15 protein-coding genes are annotated in these 17,986 nt (G+C 47.1%); 5 read left to right on the plus strand and 10 right to left on the minus strand.

What is annotated here, in order from left to right; translation table 11 throughout:
• Nucleotides 1-21: 21 nt before the first annotated feature.
• Nucleotides 22-954, minus strand: a complete 933-nt coding sequence (locus TOL_RS00115; RefSeq protein ID WP_015485217.1) for an alpha/beta fold hydrolase — start codon at nt 952-954, stop codon at nt 22-24.
• Nucleotides 954-1,442, minus strand: coding sequence for a gamma-glutamylcyclotransferase family protein (locus TOL_RS00120; RefSeq protein WP_015485218.1), 489 nt, complete (start codon nt 1,440-1,442; stop codon nt 954-956). The genes TOL_RS00115 and TOL_RS00120 overlap by 1 nt, the downstream gene beginning before the upstream one ends.
• A 246-nt stretch (nt 1,443-1,688) precedes the next feature.
• Between TOL_RS00120 and TOL_RS00125 the strand changes: the two genes are divergently transcribed.
• Complete coding sequence (locus TOL_RS00125) at nt 1,689-2,510, plus strand: hypothetical protein (RefSeq protein WP_015485219.1); 822 nt, start codon at nt 1,689-1,691, stop codon at nt 2,508-2,510.
• A 64-nt stretch (nt 2,511-2,574) separates the two neighbouring features.
• Here the strand turns inward: TOL_RS00125 and parC are convergent, their stop codons facing one another.
• From parC to TOL_RS00160, 7 genes are all read right to left on the minus strand, one after another.
• Nucleotides 2,575-4,836, minus strand: a complete 2,262-nt coding sequence (gene parC, locus TOL_RS00130; RefSeq protein WP_015485220.1) for a DNA topoisomerase IV subunit A — start codon at nt 4,834-4,836, stop codon at nt 2,575-2,577.
• A gap of 122 nt (nt 4,837-4,958) precedes the next feature.
• Nucleotides 4,959-6,836 (minus strand): putative bifunctional diguanylate cyclase/phosphodiesterase, encoded by a 1,878-nt coding sequence (locus TOL_RS00135; RefSeq protein WP_015485221.1) that lies wholly within the window; start codon nt 6,834-6,836, stop codon nt 4,959-4,961.
• Nucleotides 6,837-6,839: 3 nt separating this feature from the next.
• A complete protein-coding gene (parE, locus tag TOL_RS00140; RefSeq protein WP_015485222.1) occupies nt 6,840-8,729 on the minus strand; it encodes a DNA topoisomerase IV subunit B in 1,890 nt (629 codons plus the stop codon).
• 136 nt (nt 8,730-8,865) lie between these two features.
• A complete protein-coding gene (locus TOL_RS00145; protein ID WP_015485223.1) occupies nt 8,866-9,498 on the minus strand; it encodes a YqiA/YcfP family alpha/beta fold hydrolase in 633 nt (210 codons plus the stop codon).
• A 5-nt stretch (nt 9,499-9,503) separates the two neighbouring features.
• Nucleotides 9,504-10,310 (minus strand): 3',5'-cyclic-AMP phosphodiesterase, encoded by an 807-nt coding sequence (cpdA, locus tag TOL_RS00150; RefSeq protein ID WP_015485224.1) that lies wholly within the window; start codon nt 10,308-10,310, stop codon nt 9,504-9,506.
• 118 nt (nt 10,311-10,428) lie between these two features.
• Nucleotides 10,429-10,884 carry a DUF1249 domain-containing protein gene (locus tag TOL_RS00155; protein ID WP_015485225.1) on the minus strand — a complete coding sequence of 152 codons (456 nt, stop codon included), beginning with the start codon at nt 10,882-10,884 and terminating at the stop codon, nt 10,429-10,431.
• Nucleotides 10,885-11,050: 166 nt separating this feature from the next.
• Complete coding sequence (locus TOL_RS00160) at nt 11,051-11,665, minus strand: NUDIX domain-containing protein (protein WP_015485226.1); 615 nt, start codon at nt 11,663-11,665, stop codon at nt 11,051-11,053.
• Nucleotides 11,666-11,823: 158 nt separating this feature from the next.
• On the opposite strand from TOL_RS00160, the gene TOL_RS00165 reads away from it, so the two are divergent.
• A complete protein-coding gene (locus tag TOL_RS00165; RefSeq protein WP_015485227.1) occupies nt 11,824-13,155 on the plus strand; it encodes a TolC family outer membrane protein in 1,332 nt (443 codons plus the stop codon).
• 89 nt (nt 13,156-13,244) lie between these two features.
• On the opposite strand, the gene waaA is transcribed toward TOL_RS00165, so the two are convergent.
• A complete protein-coding gene (waaA, locus tag TOL_RS00170; protein WP_015485228.1) occupies nt 13,245-14,510 on the minus strand; it encodes a lipid IV(A) 3-deoxy-D-manno-octulosonic acid transferase in 1,266 nt (421 codons plus the stop codon).
• 151 nt (nt 14,511-14,661) lie between these two features.
• Between waaA and hldE the strand changes: the two genes are divergently transcribed.
• From hldE to lpxL, 3 genes are read left to right on the plus strand one after another with little or no spacing between them, the layout of a single operon-like run.
• On the plus strand, nt 14,662-16,092 hold the full coding sequence (gene hldE, locus TOL_RS00175; RefSeq protein ID WP_015485229.1) for a bifunctional D-glycero-beta-D-manno-heptose-7-phosphate kinase/D-glycero-beta-D-manno-heptose 1-phosphate adenylyltransferase HldE: 1,431 nt from the start codon (nt 14,662-14,664) through the stop codon (nt 16,090-16,092).
• A complete protein-coding gene (rfaD, locus tag TOL_RS00180; protein ID WP_015485230.1) occupies nt 16,089-17,060 on the plus strand; it encodes an ADP-glyceromanno-heptose 6-epimerase in 972 nt (323 codons plus the stop codon). Before hldE ends, rfaD begins: the two co-directional genes overlap by 4 nt.
• Nucleotides 17,053-17,961 carry an LpxL/LpxP family Kdo(2)-lipid IV(A) lauroyl/palmitoleoyl acyltransferase gene (gene lpxL, locus TOL_RS00185; protein ID WP_025264416.1) on the plus strand — a complete coding sequence of 303 codons (909 nt, stop codon included), beginning with the start codon at nt 17,053-17,055 and terminating at the stop codon, nt 17,959-17,961. Before rfaD ends, lpxL begins: the two co-directional genes overlap by 8 nt.
• Nucleotides 17,962-17,986 lie beyond the last annotated feature (25 nt).

Here is a 17,986-nt window from a genome sequence, read left to right on the forward strand (position 1 = left end):
TAAATTCAACGCCTATTGGTTTTATTCAGGCAAATCAGCAATAAATGCTTTTAAGTCGGTTGCTGTTTGCTTTGGCGCTTCTAGCATAGGCAGGTGACCAATACCGGGCATGATAATCGTTTTAACATTGGTCAAAAGTCCTTCCAGAATGGGCGCTGCTTCTGGGTTGAGTACTCGATCTTCAGCGCCCCATACTAGCAAGGTAGGGGTGGTTAGGCCGCGGACGCGTTCTTCGACATTGTCTGCAGATAGTTGGGCAAAAATATTTTGTTCTAAATCGAAGTTAGCGATGCGTTTTTTCGCCATTTCATCCAGTACAAAGCCTGGGATGAAAGGGGGCTTGCTCATCACGATATCGAATACTTTACGAAATTCTTCTGGGGTTTTAGCTGTTAACGGATTGACCCCAGTTTTACGAATGATAGTGCGCATTTCGGCTTCCGGAGCTGACCAAACACCGCCTGGATCGAGCAACCACAAGCTCTTAACTTCATGCGGGTATAGCGTGGCGTATGTCATCGCTATGTGGCCACCCATTGAGCTTCCACCTAAGTGAAAGCGCTCTAAACCGAGGCGCGCAACCAATTCATGCAAACGCTGCGCTTGAGCGATAGGGCTATAATCTGCACCTGTTGGCTTAGAGGATTCACCAAAGCCAATGTGGTCGGGAGCAATAACGTGGAAGTCACCTGTTAGGTAAGGGCTAACTTCGGTAAAGTTATCTTTATCGGCACCAAATCCGTGGAGTAATACCAGCGTTTCACCTTTGCCGCCTTCAAGGTAAACATATTGGTTGCCATCGGCGAGGGAAATGGTTTTGCGCTCAAGACCGGCGATGTCGCGTTTAAACTCGACAAGAAAAGTAGCTGTCTTTAACGGAGCAAAGTGAACGCTAGCAAATATTCCGATCACAGCGATCACTAGTAGTATTGTTAGGCTTTTAACCAGTTTCATCAGTAAACCTTATTGTTATCGATGGGTGGATAAACAGATGTGTAGTCACCTGTTAGGATTCGACGATGGCCAATAGTACTTAGGCGGTACTCGTAAACCCAGACCTTATTAGGCCATAGTTTGGCTTGATTGGCATGATTTGGTCCTTGTTGGCGCATATACACCTGAATTTCACAGCGTTCATATTCGTGCGGGAGCGGATCTTCTGCCCTACAAGCTTCATACTCATCCAGAATAGCCAATGCAGCTTGCGGGTTTTTTAGGCAAAACAATTCGCCAATGACTTGATCAGTAGGCTCTGTACTGGCTTGTGCACCAGGGTACCTTCCTAAATCAAATAACTGCGCTTGCCAAATAGTTTGCCCCATGGCTTCGCCGTATCGTTGTAAGGCGTCGTGGGCAATATTGCCGCCCTTCGGTAAATGCTGACTATGCTGCTGGCACTCGGGGCGAAGGGTGCCGTAAACAAACAGATATTCTTCGGTCATTTTGTCTGGCCTTTAGGTTAGAATGCGACCAATCGGTTAGCCGTATTGTCCTCTCTGATCTTGAAATTTGCCTATTTCGTATCGAATTGGCCTAGATCGAAAACCCTATGGTAGAGATTCTGTGACGCCTGCCTCATTTTATACAAAAGGGTACATGTGGTCGTCTGGGTGTCATGAATCGAGTGTTAGAGTGGCTTTCGTTTTGAAAATACCGCCAATATTATGACCAAATAAGAGGGCGCACAGATGTTGATTTCGAGATTGTTCACCATAGGAATAATGACGGCTGCAATCATGGCTTGCTCTAATGAGTCGACTGATGCCAATTCTGCGGTCATTCCTGAGCAATCTAGTAATTCGGTTACCAGTAACGCTCCTGTTTTAAAATCTCCAGCGGGTGTTTGGTTAATATCATCCAAGCTTCTCGAAACGAATACCAGCCCCGAGTTCGGTATTACTAGCAGTATCGAAAGCAAACAATTGGTCGTGCTAGAAGAAATTGGCGACGGTATTTTTCGTTTTCATGAGTGCGGGATGAACATCGATGTTGATTACGCAACAACGAAATTAGTGCAACGCGGTGAACGTTTATTCGATCAAGGTGCTTACCAAGATAAGCGTGGTGAAGTGCAATATTCCGAATCATATAAAATTGAGCTTGAAGTATTAAATGATCAATATCTCAATGGCGTATTGTTGGTAACCGACCAAGATAGTAACGGTGATTACAACGGTATCCAGCATGCAATGATTTCGGGTAATAAATTTAGTGATGTTGGCTCACTTAGCGAATTAACGGATGAAGATATTGCTCATGTTTTTGCTGGTGAGAAAATCAATAAGCAATCGACGAATGAGGCTCATAGCATTACGTGTTTAGCGTCGTCAAAAATAGAGTCTAACGGTACTAATAATTGGGATAGTGTTCCGCAGATGGTGCGTAACGTTATTAACGATGTACGTGACGAGCTAGATGCAATGCCTGTGGATGTTAATGCCAATAGCGCTGAAGAAATTGCTGAAGGTGAAAGCGGCAGCGACGAAACGAATCAAGTCTCTAGCTGGTAAACAGATTTCAGTCGATAAAAAAGGGGCGTTGCCGTGAGGTAACGCCCCTTTTTTTGCTAGGTGCTTATTCCCCAGCGTTAACCACTTCCATTAAGTCTACGTTTTGGAAACCACGAGGTAGCTTATTACCACGGCGTCCACGTTCGCCTTGATAATGTTCCAGATCAGAAAACTTCAACTTTAAGTGGCGCTTACCGGCGTATACCAACAAGGTATCGTTTTCATGGAAGGCGACTGCACTCACCATTAACTCTTCACGGCTGGCGGCGCGGGCACTGTTAATGCTGATCATTTTATTACCTTTACCGCGCGCCATTTGTGGTAAGTCCGCGGCTGGGAATACCAGCATGCGCCCTTCGTTGCTGATGGCGGCAATCCAGCATTTTTCAGGATCGGCTAACCGCGCAGGCGCAAGAATACGAGCATTATCAGGAATGGTAATCAGTGTCTTACCTGCCTTATTTTTACTTTGCATGTCGGCAAGGGTGGCAATAAAACCATAGCCGGCATCGGTGCTCAGTAAATATTGTTCTTCGTCTTTGCCCATCAGTACTTTTAGGAAGCTAGCGCCCGCCGGTGGATTAAGCTTGCCAGTGAGAGGCTCTCCTTGGCCGCGTGCGGATGGCAGCTGGTGTGCTGGCAGGCTGTATGAGCGACCGCTGCTATCGAGGAAGATCGCGTTCTGATTGCTCTTGCCTTGGGCTGCAATCATAAAGCTATCGCCCGCTTTATAGCTGAGATTTTCGGCATCGATATCATGGCCTTTCGCCGCACGTACCCAACCTTTCGCGGAGAGTACAACGGTGACCGCTTCTGCCGATACTAATTCAGTTTCGCTGAAAGCTTTCGCTTCGCCACGAACAACTACAGGCGAACGACGTTCGTCGCCATAGGTTTCGGCATCAGCGGTGATTTCTTTTTTAATTAAGGTTTTTAAGCGACGTTCTGAACCGAGTGTTTTTTCTAGATAATCGCGTTCTTTTTCTAATTCGTCTTGTTCGCCACGAATTTTCATTTCTTCCAATTTGGCGAGGTGACGTAATTTTAATTCAAGAATAGCTTCTGCTTGAATATCGCTAATACCAAAGCGTTCCATCAGCACGGGTTTAGGCTGATCTTCGGCACGAATGATTTCAATCACTTCGTCGATATTTAAAAAGGCGACTAATAAGCCTTGTAAAATATGCAGACGCGCCAGCACTTTATCTAACCGATATTGCAAGCGACGCCGTACGGTTTCGGTACGATAGCTTAACCATTCGGTTAACATAGTGAGCAGGTTTTTAACGGACGGGCGTCCGTCTAACCCAATCACGTTCATGTTAACGCGGTAATTACGTTCTAAATCTGTGGTCGCAAATAAATGTGCCATTACCGCATCAGTGTCGACACGATTCGATTTAGGAATAATCACTAGGCGAGTTGGATTTTCGTGGTTGGATTCATCGCGTAAATCGGTAACTAATGGCAGCTTTTTAGCCGTCATCTGTGCCGCGATTTGTTCTAATATCTTTGCGCCAGATACTTGATGCGGTAGCGCGGTAATCACAATGTCGCCATCTTCTACTGAGTAGACTGCGCGCATTTTTACGCTGCCTTTGCCTTCGCGGTACATTTTGCGCAAATCAGCACGGGGCGTAACGATTTCGGCATCGGTTGGGAAGTCGGGAGCAATCACATGCTCGCACAACGCATCGATATCCGCAGACGGATCATCCAACAAATGAATACAAGCGCTGGCCACCTCGCGCACATTGTGCGGCGGAATATCCGTGGCCATACCAACGGCAATACCGGTTGTACCATTTAATAAAATATTTGGTAGGCGTGCTGGAAGCGTAACAGGCTCATCCATGGTGCCGTCGAAGTTAGGCTGCCATTCAACGGTGCCTTGGCCCAGCTCAGATAGCAGCACATCGGCATACTTCGCTAATTTCGCCTCGGTATAGCGCATGGCGGCGAACGATTTCGGATCGTCTGGTGCCCCCCAGTTACCTTGGCCATCAACTAGCGGATAACGATAGGAGAACGGCTGCGCCATAAGCACCATAGCTTCATAACAGGCGCTATCACCGTGGGGATGATATTTACCCAACACGTCACCTACGGTACGCGCCGATTTTTTGTATTTAGCGGTCGACTTTAAGCCTAACTCGCTCATAGCATAGACGATACGGCGCTGAACTGGCTTTAAGCCGTCACCAACGTGCGGCAGCGCTCGATCAAGAATGACGTACATCGAATAATTGAGATACGCATTCTCGGTATAATGTTTGAGCGTCTGGCGTTCAACGCCATCGTCTGTATAACTGATCTGATCCGTCATAGGTCGCTTTTCATCGCTTCGTTTGATTCAGTTTATTCGGGCCTATTATTGAGCCGATTGTGACTCTACCCTGATTGCAACACAACCGTGCCGCATTGTTCTTTTATGCCAAACAGTGAACGTCATTGGTTAGTATTATATTTTGTTAAAAATTCTTCACCACTCAATGGATTGCCATAGAAGTACCCTTGCAACCAATCGCAACCCAAGCGATGTAATGTATCTTCTTGAATCTGGTTTTCTACACCTTCCGCAACCACTGATAGACCTAAGCTCTTTGCCATCATAATAATTGCGCGGGCGATTTCGTAGTCGCTGGATTCATCGCTAATATCGCGTACAAATGACTGGTCAATTTTCAATACGCTAACCGGCATTGACTTGATTTTGCTTAATGAAGAGTAGCCTGTACCAAAATCATCAATCGAGAATTCCACACCCATATTGCGCAGTAAATGGATCTGTTGAGTTACTTCGGTAATGCCCGACATCATTAACGATTCGGTTACTTCTAATTCCAACCATTGTGGATTGAAATTTAGATCATCTAATATTTTTGCCACGCTTTCTGCAAAGCTACCATTGATTTGAATGGCGGAGACGTTAACGGCAATTTTCTCTAAGGTTAATCCTTGGTCACGCCACGCTAAGAACTGTTCGCATGCTGAGCGTAAAACCCATAACCCTAACTCCATAATTAAACCGCTGGTTTCCGCCAGTGGGATGAATTCGTGAGGTGAAATGAGTCCCCGCAATGGATGAGGCCAGCGTAATAGGGTTTCTACTCGTAGCGGGTTCGATTCATTTTGTCGGAACTGAGGTTGATAAACCAAGCGGAAGTCGTTTTGCACTAAGGCATCACGTAAGTCTTTTTCGAGCGACATGCGACTGTGCATGTTGCGGCTTAATTCTGGTTGATACATCCAGCTGCGATTGCGGCCCAGTTCTTTTGCTTTGTGCAGCGCGACATCGGCATTGCGAATAAGCGCATCAACACTTTCGCCATGCTGTGGGGCTACGCTGATGCCTGCGCTGGCAAAAACACTGAGCAGATGGCCTTGTAAGCTGTAGGGTTGCGATATAACACTGAGTAGCTGATCGCATTTTTCATTAATGGTACTAGCGTCATCAACCTGGGTTAACACGACGATAAACTCATCGCCACCTAAGCGCGCACATATATCGGTATCGCGTAGATTTTTAGTTAGTCTGTGAGCGACATCTTTTAATAATAAATCGCCTACGGCATGGCCGATGGAGTCATTTATTTCTTTGAATTTATCCAGATCAATAAATAGTACGGCAACTGTTTTATTACTGCGTTTGGCTAACTGTAAGGCGTAGTCGAGTTGTTCGTTTAATAAAATACGGTTTGCTAAGCCGGTTAGCACGTCGTGATGTGCCATGTGCTCTAGATTTTTCTGCGCTTTTTTACTTTCCGTAATGTCGCGGCTCATGCCAAGAATGCCGGTGCATTGACCGTCTTTCGAATATAACGGCAACTTACGTGTTTCGAGTAATACCGGGCGACCGTCAGCATTGTGCAGCCATTCCTCGTGGATGCACTGGGCGCCGCGCTCAATGGTTTCCTTATCCCTTTGGCTGGCGAGTGCTGCGGTTGGGCTGTCGTAAAAATCGGCGTCGGTTAAGCCGTAAATTTCGTTGGCGGAGCGACCAATAAAACGTGCGCAATTTTCATTACAAAGCCGATAGCGGCCGTCGGTGTCTTTGTAGTACACCATATCAGGTTGCGAATCGAGGATATTACGAATGAGCTCAGTATGTTCTTTTAAGCGCTGATCACTGTCTTGGCGTCGACGAATTTGGCGCCAATAAAAAAACACAACAGAAGCACCCAGTATCACTATGGTAAATAGCAAAATCAACAAATCGGTGGGTAAGCTGTTATTTCGATCACCGTCGGCTACTGATGCGCCGGTAAATAAAGACCAGACGATCAGTAGCAGAGCTAATGGGGCGAACCAGCGACGTAAATGCACGATTTACAGAATCTCGATTTCATTGCCGCGTGCTTCTAACCACGATTTGCGGTCAGGTGCTCGTTTTTTGGCAAGTAACATATCCATCAGCTCGTTAGTACCATCGCCGGGTTCAATGGATAATTGAACTAAGCGCCGAGTATTCGGATCCATGGTGGTTTCGCGCAACTGCAGTGGGTTCATTTCACCCAAACCTTTAAAGCGCTGAACGTTGATTTTGCCGCGTTTATTTTCGGCTGCAATGCGATCTAGCACGCCCTGTTTTTCGCCTTCATCAAGGGCGTAATAGACGTCTTTACCGATGTCGATTCGGTATAGCGGTGGCATGGCAACATAAACATGCCCATCGGATACTAGCTTACGGAAGTGACGTACGAATAAGGCACAAAGCAGGGTGGCAATGTGCAAACCGTCGGAGTCGGCATCGGCAAGAATACAGACCTTGTTATAGCGTAGACCGCTCAGATCGTCTGTACCGGGATCAATGCCCAAAGCCACGGCTATATCGTGTACTTCTTGTGAGGCTAAAATCTCAGTGGAGTCGACTTCCCAAGTGTTCAGGATTTTACCGCGCAGAGCCATAATCGCTTGGAATTCGCGATCGCGAGCTTGTTTCGCCGAGCCGCCAGCGGAATCCCCTTCCACCAAAAACAGTTCACTGCGTTCGGTATCTTGGCCGCTACAGTCAGCGAGTTTGCCAGGCAGTGCTGGGCCTTGTGTAATCTTTTTACGCGCGACTTTTTTCGATTTACGCAAACGCGTTTGTGCACTGCTGATCGCCATTTCGGCTAAGCGTTCGGCTTCGGCGGTATTTTCATTCAGCCATAAAGCAAAGGCATCTTTAACGACACCTGAGATAAACGCCGATGCTTCGCGTGATGATAAGCGTTCTTTGGTTTGGCCAGCGAATTGTGGATCGGCTAGTTTAGCCGATAACACATAAGAACAGCGTTCCCATAAATCGTCAGGGGTCAGTTTGATACCGCGCGGTAGCAAGTTGCGGTATTCACAAAATTCGCGCAAAGCGTCGAGCAAGCCTGAACGGAAGCCATTAACGTGCGTACCACCTTGGGCGGTAGGAATTAAGTTAACGTAACTTTCCTGCAGCAGTTCGCCGCCTTCTGGTAACCAATGTACAGCCCAATCGACGCCTTCGTGGTTGCCCATCATCGAACCGGTAAATGGTGCTGATGGTAAAACTTCGTAGCCGGTTGAACTGATTTCTAAATAGTCGCGTAAACCATCTTCGTAATACCACTCGGCACTGTCTTCGGCATTCGGCGCGGTAAACTTGATGCGTAAACCTGGGCACAACACCGCTTTAGCGCGCAGTACGTGCTTAAGTCGTGCGACGGAGAATTTTGGTGAATCGAAATATTTAGGATCGGCCAAAAAGCGCACACTGGTGCCGGTGCGTTTTTTCGCACAGCTATCAACTACCTGCAATTCCATGGCTTTGTAGCCATCTTTAAAGCCGATGCGCTGCACTTGGCCATCACGCCAAATCGTGACTTCTAATACCTGTGAAAGCGCGTTCACGACCGACACACCAACCCCGTGTAAACCACCGGAGAATTGATAGTTGTCGTTTGAGAACTTACCACCCGCATGAAGCTGCGTAAGAATCAGCTCAACACCTGAAACGCCATGTTCAGGGTGAATGTCCGTTGGCATGCCGCGACCGTCGTCGAGTACCGTCATCGAGCCATCACCATGAAGGGTGACGTCGATAAGGGTGGCATGACCGGCTAACGCTTCATCGACTGAGTTGTCGATAACTTCTTGCGCTAGATGATTCGGTCGGGTGGTATCTGTGTACATGCCCGGACGTTTTCGTACCGGGTCTAGGCCGCTTAATACTTCAATGGAAGATGCGGTGTATTGCTTTGACATTCAGACCTCAGCCAGCAATCCATAGTGCTTGTTTTCCGCAGAGTATACCGAGGACCCGCCACTTGTGCAGCTTGTGTCGAGGATTCTGCACAATTGATCAGTTGAATGACGTGCCATTCTGGCGGGTTAAGGGTATTCAGGGTTGTAAACAGCGGCTTATATGGTGAAAAATTTGCGGTAGTCGTTCGATGAAACCTTCGAAACTATGAGAGCCTGCACCTTCAAGCCAAGCTGGGCTTGCTCGGTAAAGCTGTGCTGCGTGCCGATAGTCGAGGGTTTCATCACCGGTTTGTAGTAATAGCAGTAAGCGCTCGGGATGCATAACGGTATCGACATTTAATCTTCTCAGCTGATCGAGATGATCGGTCGTTAATTGATGTACTTCGCCCGAATAATAATGGGTGTGCGGTCCAAGGTAGTGCTCAAATAGCTCGAACGGCCGCACTGCTGGGTTAACGAGAACGGCAGGGACATTATTTTGTTGCGCCAACCACGTGGCGTAAAAACCACCCAAAGAGCTGCCAATGATGAATACCCGAGCATATTTGGCCTGAAGTTCGGCCAGTGCCTTGGCGGCAACCTCAATGGCATCCGCGGGAGCAAAAGGGAGCGTGGGAATGCTGAGCTGATGAATATCGAGATGCTGGTCGAAATAGCGGCTTAGCTCTTGAGCTTTTTGCGATTTTGGCGAGCTTAAAAAGCCATGCAAATACAAACAACCGAAGTGGTCCACTTGTGCAGGTAAGCCATCAATCGATACAACTGGCATAAGGACTAGTATCCGGTTTGCGAATGATCTACTTCAAAGTGAACGCCTTTTACTCGCTCTACGCCGGTATCGAACTTGCCATCGGCGTGTAATTCAAACCAACGATAGCCTGGATTTTGATCGTCGAGGGCGAAGTCATCTGAATTCGGTTCAAACTGGATGCAGGTCGAGGGCGTTGCCATTAGACGAATACCATCTTGCACGCCTTCTAGTGCCTGATGAACGTGACCCCAAGCGACACCGCGTACGTTATCGTGGCGGCCAAGTAGCTGCATGAATTCATGGCTGTTGCGCAATCCAATCGGGTCGATCCACGCGCAATTCATTGATACCGGGTGATGGTGTAAACAAACAAGCGTATGAAGGTCTGGTGCTTCAGTGAGTGTGTAATCTAGAAACTCAAGTTCTTCTCCCGCTAGTTCGCCAAATACGGCGCCTTCCACTTGCGAGTTGAGCATAATGATTTGCCAGTGTTCATTACGAATCACTCGTTGTAAGTGTTCGGTTCCCTGCGCCACTTTGCTCATTGCGCTCGGCTCGTCATGATTACCGCGTAGCCAAAATGCAGGGCGTTGAAAAGTACTCATGACATCGTGTAGGTGTTGGTAGGATTTCTCACTGCCATCCTGCGTGAGATCGCCGGTAACCAGAAAAGCGTCAAACTGTGGGTGCTGTTTACGAATGCTGTTTAACACACAATCCAAACTTTGCGACGTGGGCATACCGAGCAGGCGACCGTCCTCCGGACCCAGCAAATGGGTATCGGTAATTTGTATTAGCCGCAGCGGCCCGTTTGTCGTTAGCGTGTGCAAGATATCCTCCAGATACCCTTTGAATCATTCGTCGATAGTAACAAGATTCAGACTATGGGTATCGGACTCGGTTCACAAATTCAGCAATGAACTCACGTAAATATAGGAACCTGAGGGTTTAAAACGTCGGTGTGAACGAGAATGGAATGTTAACGTGGCCATGTCGTAAGCAGTGGTCGAGCCAATCAGCAAGAAAGCGATTGAGTTGTACTTTTTCGTCAGGTAGGCGCATTTGTGGATTCGGATACTGGTAGCGACCATCGAATCTATGCTGATTTTGATAGCTAAGCACTTCCGCCATGCTGGCGTCATGGTACAAGCGAACTTGCATCGAGGGTGGTTGGATCCAAGCGGGGCTTAGCCCTTCTTGAATGACTTCAAGCATAGTGGTGTAAGGGTGCTGCTCTTGTACCCGGATACGCACCTGCGCACGGTTTTCGGAATCATAGGTAATGGCAAATACGCGTTCGCTACCCTCTTCACTATCAGGAAGAAGCTTTAAAAATCGCACATAATTAGCTTCGCATAGGGCAGCTAACTCTTGTAGATCTGGCACGTAGCGTTTACGAATCACGATATCCTCGTTACCTTCAATGTTGTGAACACCTTGTTTTGTTACAGGTGGTCAAGCAGCCTATCGAATCCCTTAATCGCTTACTAGTGACAGAATGAATCGAACTAAGTAAGGCATCTCTTAGCCTTTAAGTGTCTATACCCCGTCAAATCAGTTTTGTTGGCAGCTAAGGTCTAGTCATGTGTTCATGGTGTATCTTCAGCCATTGCAGCGCAATAATGGTGGCAGCATTGTTGATAATCCCAGTTTCAACAGCCGACCAAGCATCAGCAAACGATAGGGTCGTTAAACGAATGTCTTCGTTTTCTTCCGCTAAGCCATGAATGCCGCCAACATCCTTGCTGTCGATAATTCCACAGTAAAGCTGAACCCTTTCACTGGTGCCACCCGGAGATACCCAATAGCGACATATAGGATGTAATTTTGTGAACTGGCATCCAGCTTCTTCTTCTGTTTCTCTCGCGGCCACGTCTTCGTAGCTTTCACCCTCTTCAACCATACCGGCCACTAATTCTAACAACCAAGGTGAACGCTCATCGGCTAACGCTCCTATCCGAAATTGCTCGGTGAGCACGACGCAATCGCGTTTAGGATCGAACAGTAGTACGCATACTGCCTCGCCTCGTTCGAATAACTCACGTTCGAAGCTTTCCGTCCAATCTCCGGCAAAGGTTTTGTGCTTGAGGCGAATTTTTTCAATAGCAAAGAAGCGTTTGAATAGGACGCTACGATCTTCAACTACAATATCAGCGGCATCAAATGTGGTGGGGATTTCTGCCATGCTTGACCTACCTATATTACTGAATAAGAATGTAAAACCCGACGGTGACAGCACTCTGTGTTCTTAAATGTGGAACAATCCTCGCCGGGTAGATTGGATTTTTTCTGGTAGAATCCAAATACTCTATTTTTACACCGCCCGTTGCGAAAGGCACTAGTATGAAAAAATTGCTTTCGATTACCTCAGCCCTGCTAGCGTCGACCCTTGCTAGCGCTGCTGACCTTAGCACCATTTATGAACAAGCAGCCAGTAACGATCCTGAAGTGGCCTCGGCGCGCGCTTCTCGCGAAGCGGATGACTATAACGTCATGATTGCTCGCGGTGCTTTACTGCCGCAGGCCCAGCTAAATTACAACATCAGTAAGATTAATTCAGAAGCTGAGTCAATCGACTTCACCACTGGTCAATCGGTCGATGCCAACAAAAATTATACCCTTAACGAGTTAGAGCTAGCGGCGAGCATGTCGCTGTTTAATTTGAATAGTTGGTATTCTTATCGGGCAGCGATTACAGGGAACAGAGGCTCGGAGCTTCAGTTGCAGTTGGCAGAACAACAGTTGCTGTTGCGCACAGCAGAAGCTTACTTTGATGTGCTGCGCTCACAAGACAACCTATCGACTGCGAAAGCAGAAGAAAAGGCCGTTAAGCGTTCACTTGAGCAAACGAAACAGCGTTACGACGTTGGCTTGATTGCCATTACTGAAGTATATGAAGCGCAAGCGGGTTACGATTTGAGCTATGTGAATCTGTTAGGTCAAGAAGCTGCGCTAGAGATCAGCTATGAAGCAGTCGAAAACCTAACCGGTGAGCGCTACGAAAGTGTTGCCCCCCTAAAAGAAAAAATAGTGATGGAGTTGCCTGAGCCTTCGGATCCGAATGAGTGGGTTGCTTCAGGCTTGAGCAAATATCCAAGTATATTGTTGGCTGAAAGTGGTCGGGATACGGTGCGCTTGCAGCGCAATGCGGCGCGTTCAAACCATTTACCAACGGTAAAATTAGTCGCATCTTATTCAGAAGCCGATCAGGCACCATTTGGTACCAGTGAAGACCCAACCGATAGCACTACAAAAGTGGTAGGGGTGCAGTTATCTGTACCATTGCTGGCTGGAGGGTCGTTATATGCACAGAGCAAGCAAGCAGCCTTGAACTATGCCGCTGCAGATTACGATTTAGAGAAGCAACGTCGTGATGTGAAGCAAAATATTCGTAGTCTTTATCACAAAGTGCGTACAGACGTGTTGAATATCAAAGCGCGTAAGCAGGCGATCAAGTCGGCTAAGAGTGCCTTAGATGCAACAGAAACAGGATATAAAGTGGGTACGCGTAACATCGTTGAAGTGTTGGATGCACAGCGTAATCTTTATCAAGCACAGCGCGATTATGCGAATGCTCGTTATGACTACATCATCAATTTGCTGAATCTTAAGTTCTTTGCCGGCACCTTGAATGAGCAAGATATTCAAATGTTGAACACTTGGCTGGATGCATAACTTAGACATTAATGTTTAAGATTAGAAACAAAAAAAACAGCGGCTTAGCCGCTGTTTTTTTATACCTATTAGTTGGCCTAGTGATTAGCCTAGAGCCTTAAAAATCCAGCCGCTATACCACTTAAGTGCTCAACGGCACCGCGATTCGCATCAACAGTTTGCTGAGCATTGCGGCCCATTGCAGCGCACCGTTCTGGGTCGGCCAGAAATGTCTGTAGAGCCGTTAACAAGCCGTCATCGGCATCGACGACCGCAAGCGCTTCCGCTTCCACTAAGGTGTCCACAATTGCAGCAAAATTGGTGTAATTAGGGCCAATCAACGTCGCTTTACCGAGCGCTGCTGGTTCAATCGGATTGTGCCCACCGCGTTCGATCAAGCTACCGCCCATCAGCACCACGTCGGCGGCGGCCAGTAACAGCAGCATCTCACCCATGCTGTCGGCGACATATACTTGGGTTGTTTTTGTTGCTGGGCCATTGCTGCGGCGTTGCACTCTTAGTCCGCGACTGCGTACTGCGTTGGTCACTGCCTCGAAACGTTCTGGGTGTCGTGGTATCAGCATCAGTAACAAATCTGGACAGGCTTTAAGCAGTTGCGGATATAAGTCTAAAAGACGTTCATCTTCGCCCGGATGACTTGAGGCTAAAGCCAGTACACGACGTTCGCTACCCCATTGCTGACGTAGCTCCGCCCCCTTAGCGTTAATACCTGCTGGAACAGTCACATCAAACTTAATACTGCCGGTGACATCGAGTTTATTTTCAGCAAGCCCCAAGGACAAAAAGCGTTGGCCATCATCCGCATTCTGCGCGGCCACAAGACTCAGCTGGCTGAGCATCGGTGCGGTTAGCTTATTAAATTTCTGATAACCCCGCGCTGATTTCTCCGATAGGCGCGCGTTTGCAAGCATTACCGGCACTCGGTGCTTGGCGCAGCTAGCCAGTAAATTGGGCCAAAGCTCTGTTTCCATAATAATTAATAAGCCGGGCCGTAACTTATGGATAAATCGCGTTAAAAATAATGGAACATCGTAAGGCAAGTACATGTGAAACACGCTTTCGCCGAATAGTCGTTTAACTTGTTCAGATCCCGTTGGCGTTGTGGTGGTAACTATCACGGGGACATTAGGATGTTGCAGCATAAAGCGGCGCACCAGTGGTGCAGCGGCTAAGGTCTCGCCGACCGATACCGCATGAATCCAGAGGCCATTTGCTGCAGGACGATGTGGGATGATGCCAAAACGCTCAGATATGCGTTGACGATAGCCGGGATTTACTCGACCACGCCACCAGAGGCGCGCAACAAAAATCGGCAGTAACAGAGTATAAAGCAGGGTGTATAAGTATCGAGGCACGATAATCCAAATCAACACAGGCGACGGGAGTCAAATCATAGCACAAGCCAATGTGAGTGCTGATATGCCTAGGTAATGAAACACTGAATAGCGGAACTGGCTAGATCAATATGTTAGACTGGCGCCTTTCAAAATTCGTGTGAAGTTAACGATGGATGTAACCATTCCCGATTTTCATCAAGCCCGTGTTTTAGTGTTTGGTGACGTAATGTTGGACCGTTATTGGCAAGGGCCGACCTCGCGTATATCACCTGAGGCGCCTGTCCCAGTGGTTAAAATTCAAGATATTGAAAATCGCGCGGGTGGAGCCGGTAACGTAGCTCTCAACATAGCGACGCTTGGCGCAGGAGTGGATTTACTCGGAATTACAGGTAATGATGACAACGGCTCTGCGCTTGCTGATATGTTGGCAAAATCTGGCGTCGATTGTAGCTTTCTCCATCATCCTCTGCACCCCACGATTACCAAACTACGCATTATCAGCCGTCATCAGCAATTGATTCGACTGGATTTTGAAGAAGCATTTGATGCGACCGATTTAAGTCATCTGTATGTCGATTTTGATCAGCGTATCAAAGGTGCGGGTGTCGTTATTTTGTCGGATTACGGTAAGGGGGCTTTAAGTAATCCGCAGCGCTTAATTGCAGTTGCGCGTGAGCAAAATGTTCCTGTCTTGGTTGATCCAAAAGGTACCGACTTCGAGCGCTATCGCGGTGCCACTTTAATTACCCCCAATCTTAGTGAGTTCGAGGCCGTTGTTGGTCCGTGCTTAACCGATGAGCAATTGGTCGCTAAGGGGCAGGAGTTAATTCAGCGTTATAATTTGCAGGCAGTATTGGTCACGCGTAGCGAAAAAGGTATGACTCTGATAGAGCGCGATGCTGAACCTTTCCACCTACCAACGCGCGCTCGTGAAGTGTTTGATGTTACCGGTGCCGGCGATACCGTTATTTCGGTATTAGCCGCGTGTTTAGCCGCAGGTCAAAATTTCCAACAGGCAACGACGTTAGCTAATACTGCTGCGGGTGTTGTCGTTGGTAAGTTGGGCACGGCAACCGTAACAACCGAAGAATTACGTCGTGAGTTACGCAGCGAGAGTCAGCAAGGTGCTGGTTTATTTGATGAAGAATCCTTAATGGCTTTAGTGCAAGAAGCGCGTGCGCGTGGTGAAACATTAGTCATGACCAATGGCTGTTTTGACATTATTCATCCCGGCCATGTGCAGTATTTAAAAGAAGCCAAAGCACTAGGTGATCGACTATTAGTTGCAGTTAATGCGGATGAGTCGGTAAGTCGTTTAAAAGGTCCAAGCCGACCGATCAATACCATTGATCATCGCATGGCGGTGTTGGCAGGGCTGGAAAGTGTTGATTGGGTTGTCCCGTTTACTGAAGACACGCCTGAACGCTTAATTTGCCGAGTATTACCTGACATTTTAGTCAAAGGTGGCGACTATAAAATTGAGCAAGTGGCCGGTGGCCAGTGCGTACAAAAAAATGGTGGCGACGTTATTATTTTAAGCTTTAAAGACAACTGCTCTACTAGTGCGATTGTAAAACGAATTCAGGAGACAGATGCATGATTATCGTGACCGGTGGTGCGGGTTTTATTGGTAGCAATATTGTAAAAACGCTTAATGAACAAGGCCGCACCGATATTATTGTGGTTGATGACCTTAGTGATGGTAAGCAGTTTTACAATATCAGCGATTGCGATATTGCTGACTATTTAGATAAAGACGATTTTTTGCAGCGTGTGCAATTAGATGACGGCCTGCTTGATGACGTTGAAGTGATTTTCCACGAAGGTGCTTGTTCTTCCACTACAGAGTGGAATGGCAAATTCATGATGGAAAATAACTATGAATATTCTAAAACTTTGCTACATGCTTGTTTAGAAAAAGGCATCGCCTTTTTGTATGCGTCCAGTGCATCTGTATACGGTGGCAGCGATGTTTTTAAAGAAGAACGTCGTTTCGAAAAGCCGTTAAACGTTTATGGCTACTCCAAGTGGCAGTTTGATCAATACGTACGCCAACTACAGTGCACTTATCCAGATAAAGTATTTCCAAGTCAGGTTGTTGGTTTCCGCTATTTTAATGTTTATGGTCCGCGCGAGCAGCATAAAGGCTCAATGTCATCGGTCGCTTTCCACTTTAATAATCAACTAAAAGACAACGGTATCTGTAAGTTGTTTGGTGGCAGCGGTGGCTATGGTGATGGCGAACAGCGTCGCGATTTTGTTTTTGTTGGTGACGTCGTCAAAGTCAATTTATGGTTTTGGCAAAACCCAACACAAAGTGGCATCTTTAACTTAGGAACGGGTAACTGTCAGAGCTTTAATGATGTCGCTGACGCCGTGATTAAGTGGCATGGTGAAAAAGGCCTGCAAGGTAGTAAATCGTATACGCCATTTCCCGAACATTTGAAGGGCGCATATCAAAGCTTCACTGAAGCAGATATTAGTGCATTGCGTGCTGCAGGCTATACCGATGCATTTGCTAACGTAGAACAAGGTGTGTTCGCCTACTTGGACTGGTTGAATGCCTAAATCTTTATTGATGCCCCAGCACTGGTTCGTGTGGCTGGGGCTGGGATTGCTGCGCGCTCTTACGTTTTTACCTTATGCTTGGCAGTTAGCGATTGGCCGCGTTATTGGTTTGTTACTGCATAAAGTTGCAAAAAGTCGGCGCCGCATTGCTGAACGTAATATTGAACTCTGCTTTCCGGAGAAATCAGAGCAAGAGCGGGCAATATTGGTTCGTCAGATTTTCATCGACAACAGCATTGGTTTAATGGAAACCATGATGGCGTGGTTTCGTGCTCCAGATTATCTACTTGATCGTACCGAGTTCATTGGCTTTGATCAGGTTAAATCTCACCTGGCTGAAGGTCGTGGTGTGATGCTTTTAGGCGCTCATTACTCAATGCTAGATTTGGCAGGTTCATTAACCACGAATATCTTGCCTGTAAGCGTGAGCTATCGCCCTCAAGATAATCCTGTCATGAATTATGTCATGGAACGCAATCGAGATCGTTTATATCAGCAATGTTTCACCCGTAAAGATATTCGTGGATTTATTCGAACGCTGAAAAAAGGCAATGTGCTTTGGTATGCTCAAGATCAAGATTTTGGACGTAAGAATAGTGTGTTTGTCGATTTCTTTGGTGTACCTGCAGCAACTATTACTGCTACTTCTCGAATAGCCAAGGCAGGCAACGCGGTTGTTATTCCAATGACCTACTTTCGTAAAGAAGATAATAGTGGTTATGTACTAACCGCTTATGATCCATTACCAATCCCTAGTGACGATGAAGTCGAAGATGCACGCGTAGCAAATGCTTTTTTAGAGAGCAGACTGCGTGAACATCCTTCTCAGTATTTATGGCTACATAAGCGCTTTAAGACCCGGCCTGATAAAAATGAGAAAAAAGGTAAGATCTACCAGTGACGGTTTTAAAAAACGCAGCTTTAAG

The sequence above is a fragment of the Thalassolituus oleivorans MIL-1 genome, assembly GCF_000355675.1.
Classification (GTDB): domain Bacteria; phylum Pseudomonadota; class Gammaproteobacteria; order Pseudomonadales; family Oceanobacteraceae; genus Thalassolituus; species Thalassolituus oleivorans.

What these genes read in the sequence shown, in the direction of transcription:
- TOL_RS00125 (WP_015485219.1), top strand. Translation starts at nt 1,689, where the DNA reads ATGTTGATTTCGAGATTGTTCACCATAGGAATAATGACGGCTGCAATC.
- lpxL (WP_025264416.1), top strand. Translation starts at nt 17,053, where the DNA reads ATGCCTAAATCTTTATTGATGCCCCAGCACTGGTTCGTGTGGCTGGGG.
- rfaD (WP_015485230.1), top strand. Translation starts at nt 16,089, where the DNA reads ATGATTATCGTGACCGGTGGTGCGGGTTTTATTGGTAGCAATATTGTA.
- TOL_RS00165 (WP_015485227.1), top strand. Translation starts at nt 11,824, where the DNA reads ATGAAAAAATTGCTTTCGATTACCTCAGCCCTGCTAGCGTCGACCCTT.
- hldE (WP_015485229.1), top strand. Translation starts at nt 14,662, where the DNA reads ATGGATGTAACCATTCCCGATTTTCATCAAGCCCGTGTTTTAGTGTTT.
- TOL_RS00115 (WP_015485217.1), bottom strand. Translation starts at nt 954, where the DNA reads ATGAAACTGGTTAAAAGCCTAACAATACTACTAGTGATCGCTGTGATC.
- TOL_RS00145 (WP_015485223.1), bottom strand. Translation starts at nt 9,498, where the DNA reads ATGCCAGTTGTATCGATTGATGGCTTACCTGCACAAGTGGACCACTTC.
- TOL_RS00120 (WP_015485218.1), bottom strand. Translation starts at nt 1,442, where the DNA reads ATGACCGAAGAATATCTGTTTGTTTACGGCACCCTTCGCCCCGAGTGC.
- parE (WP_015485222.1), bottom strand. Translation starts at nt 8,729, where the DNA reads ATGTCAAAGCAATACACCGCATCTTCCATTGAAGTATTAAGCGGCCTA.
- parC (WP_015485220.1), bottom strand. Translation starts at nt 4,836, where the DNA reads ATGACGGATCAGATCAGTTATACAGACGATGGCGTTGAACGCCAGACG.
- TOL_RS00160 (WP_015485226.1), bottom strand. Translation starts at nt 11,665, where the DNA reads ATGGCAGAAATCCCCACCACATTTGATGCCGCTGATATTGTAGTTGAA.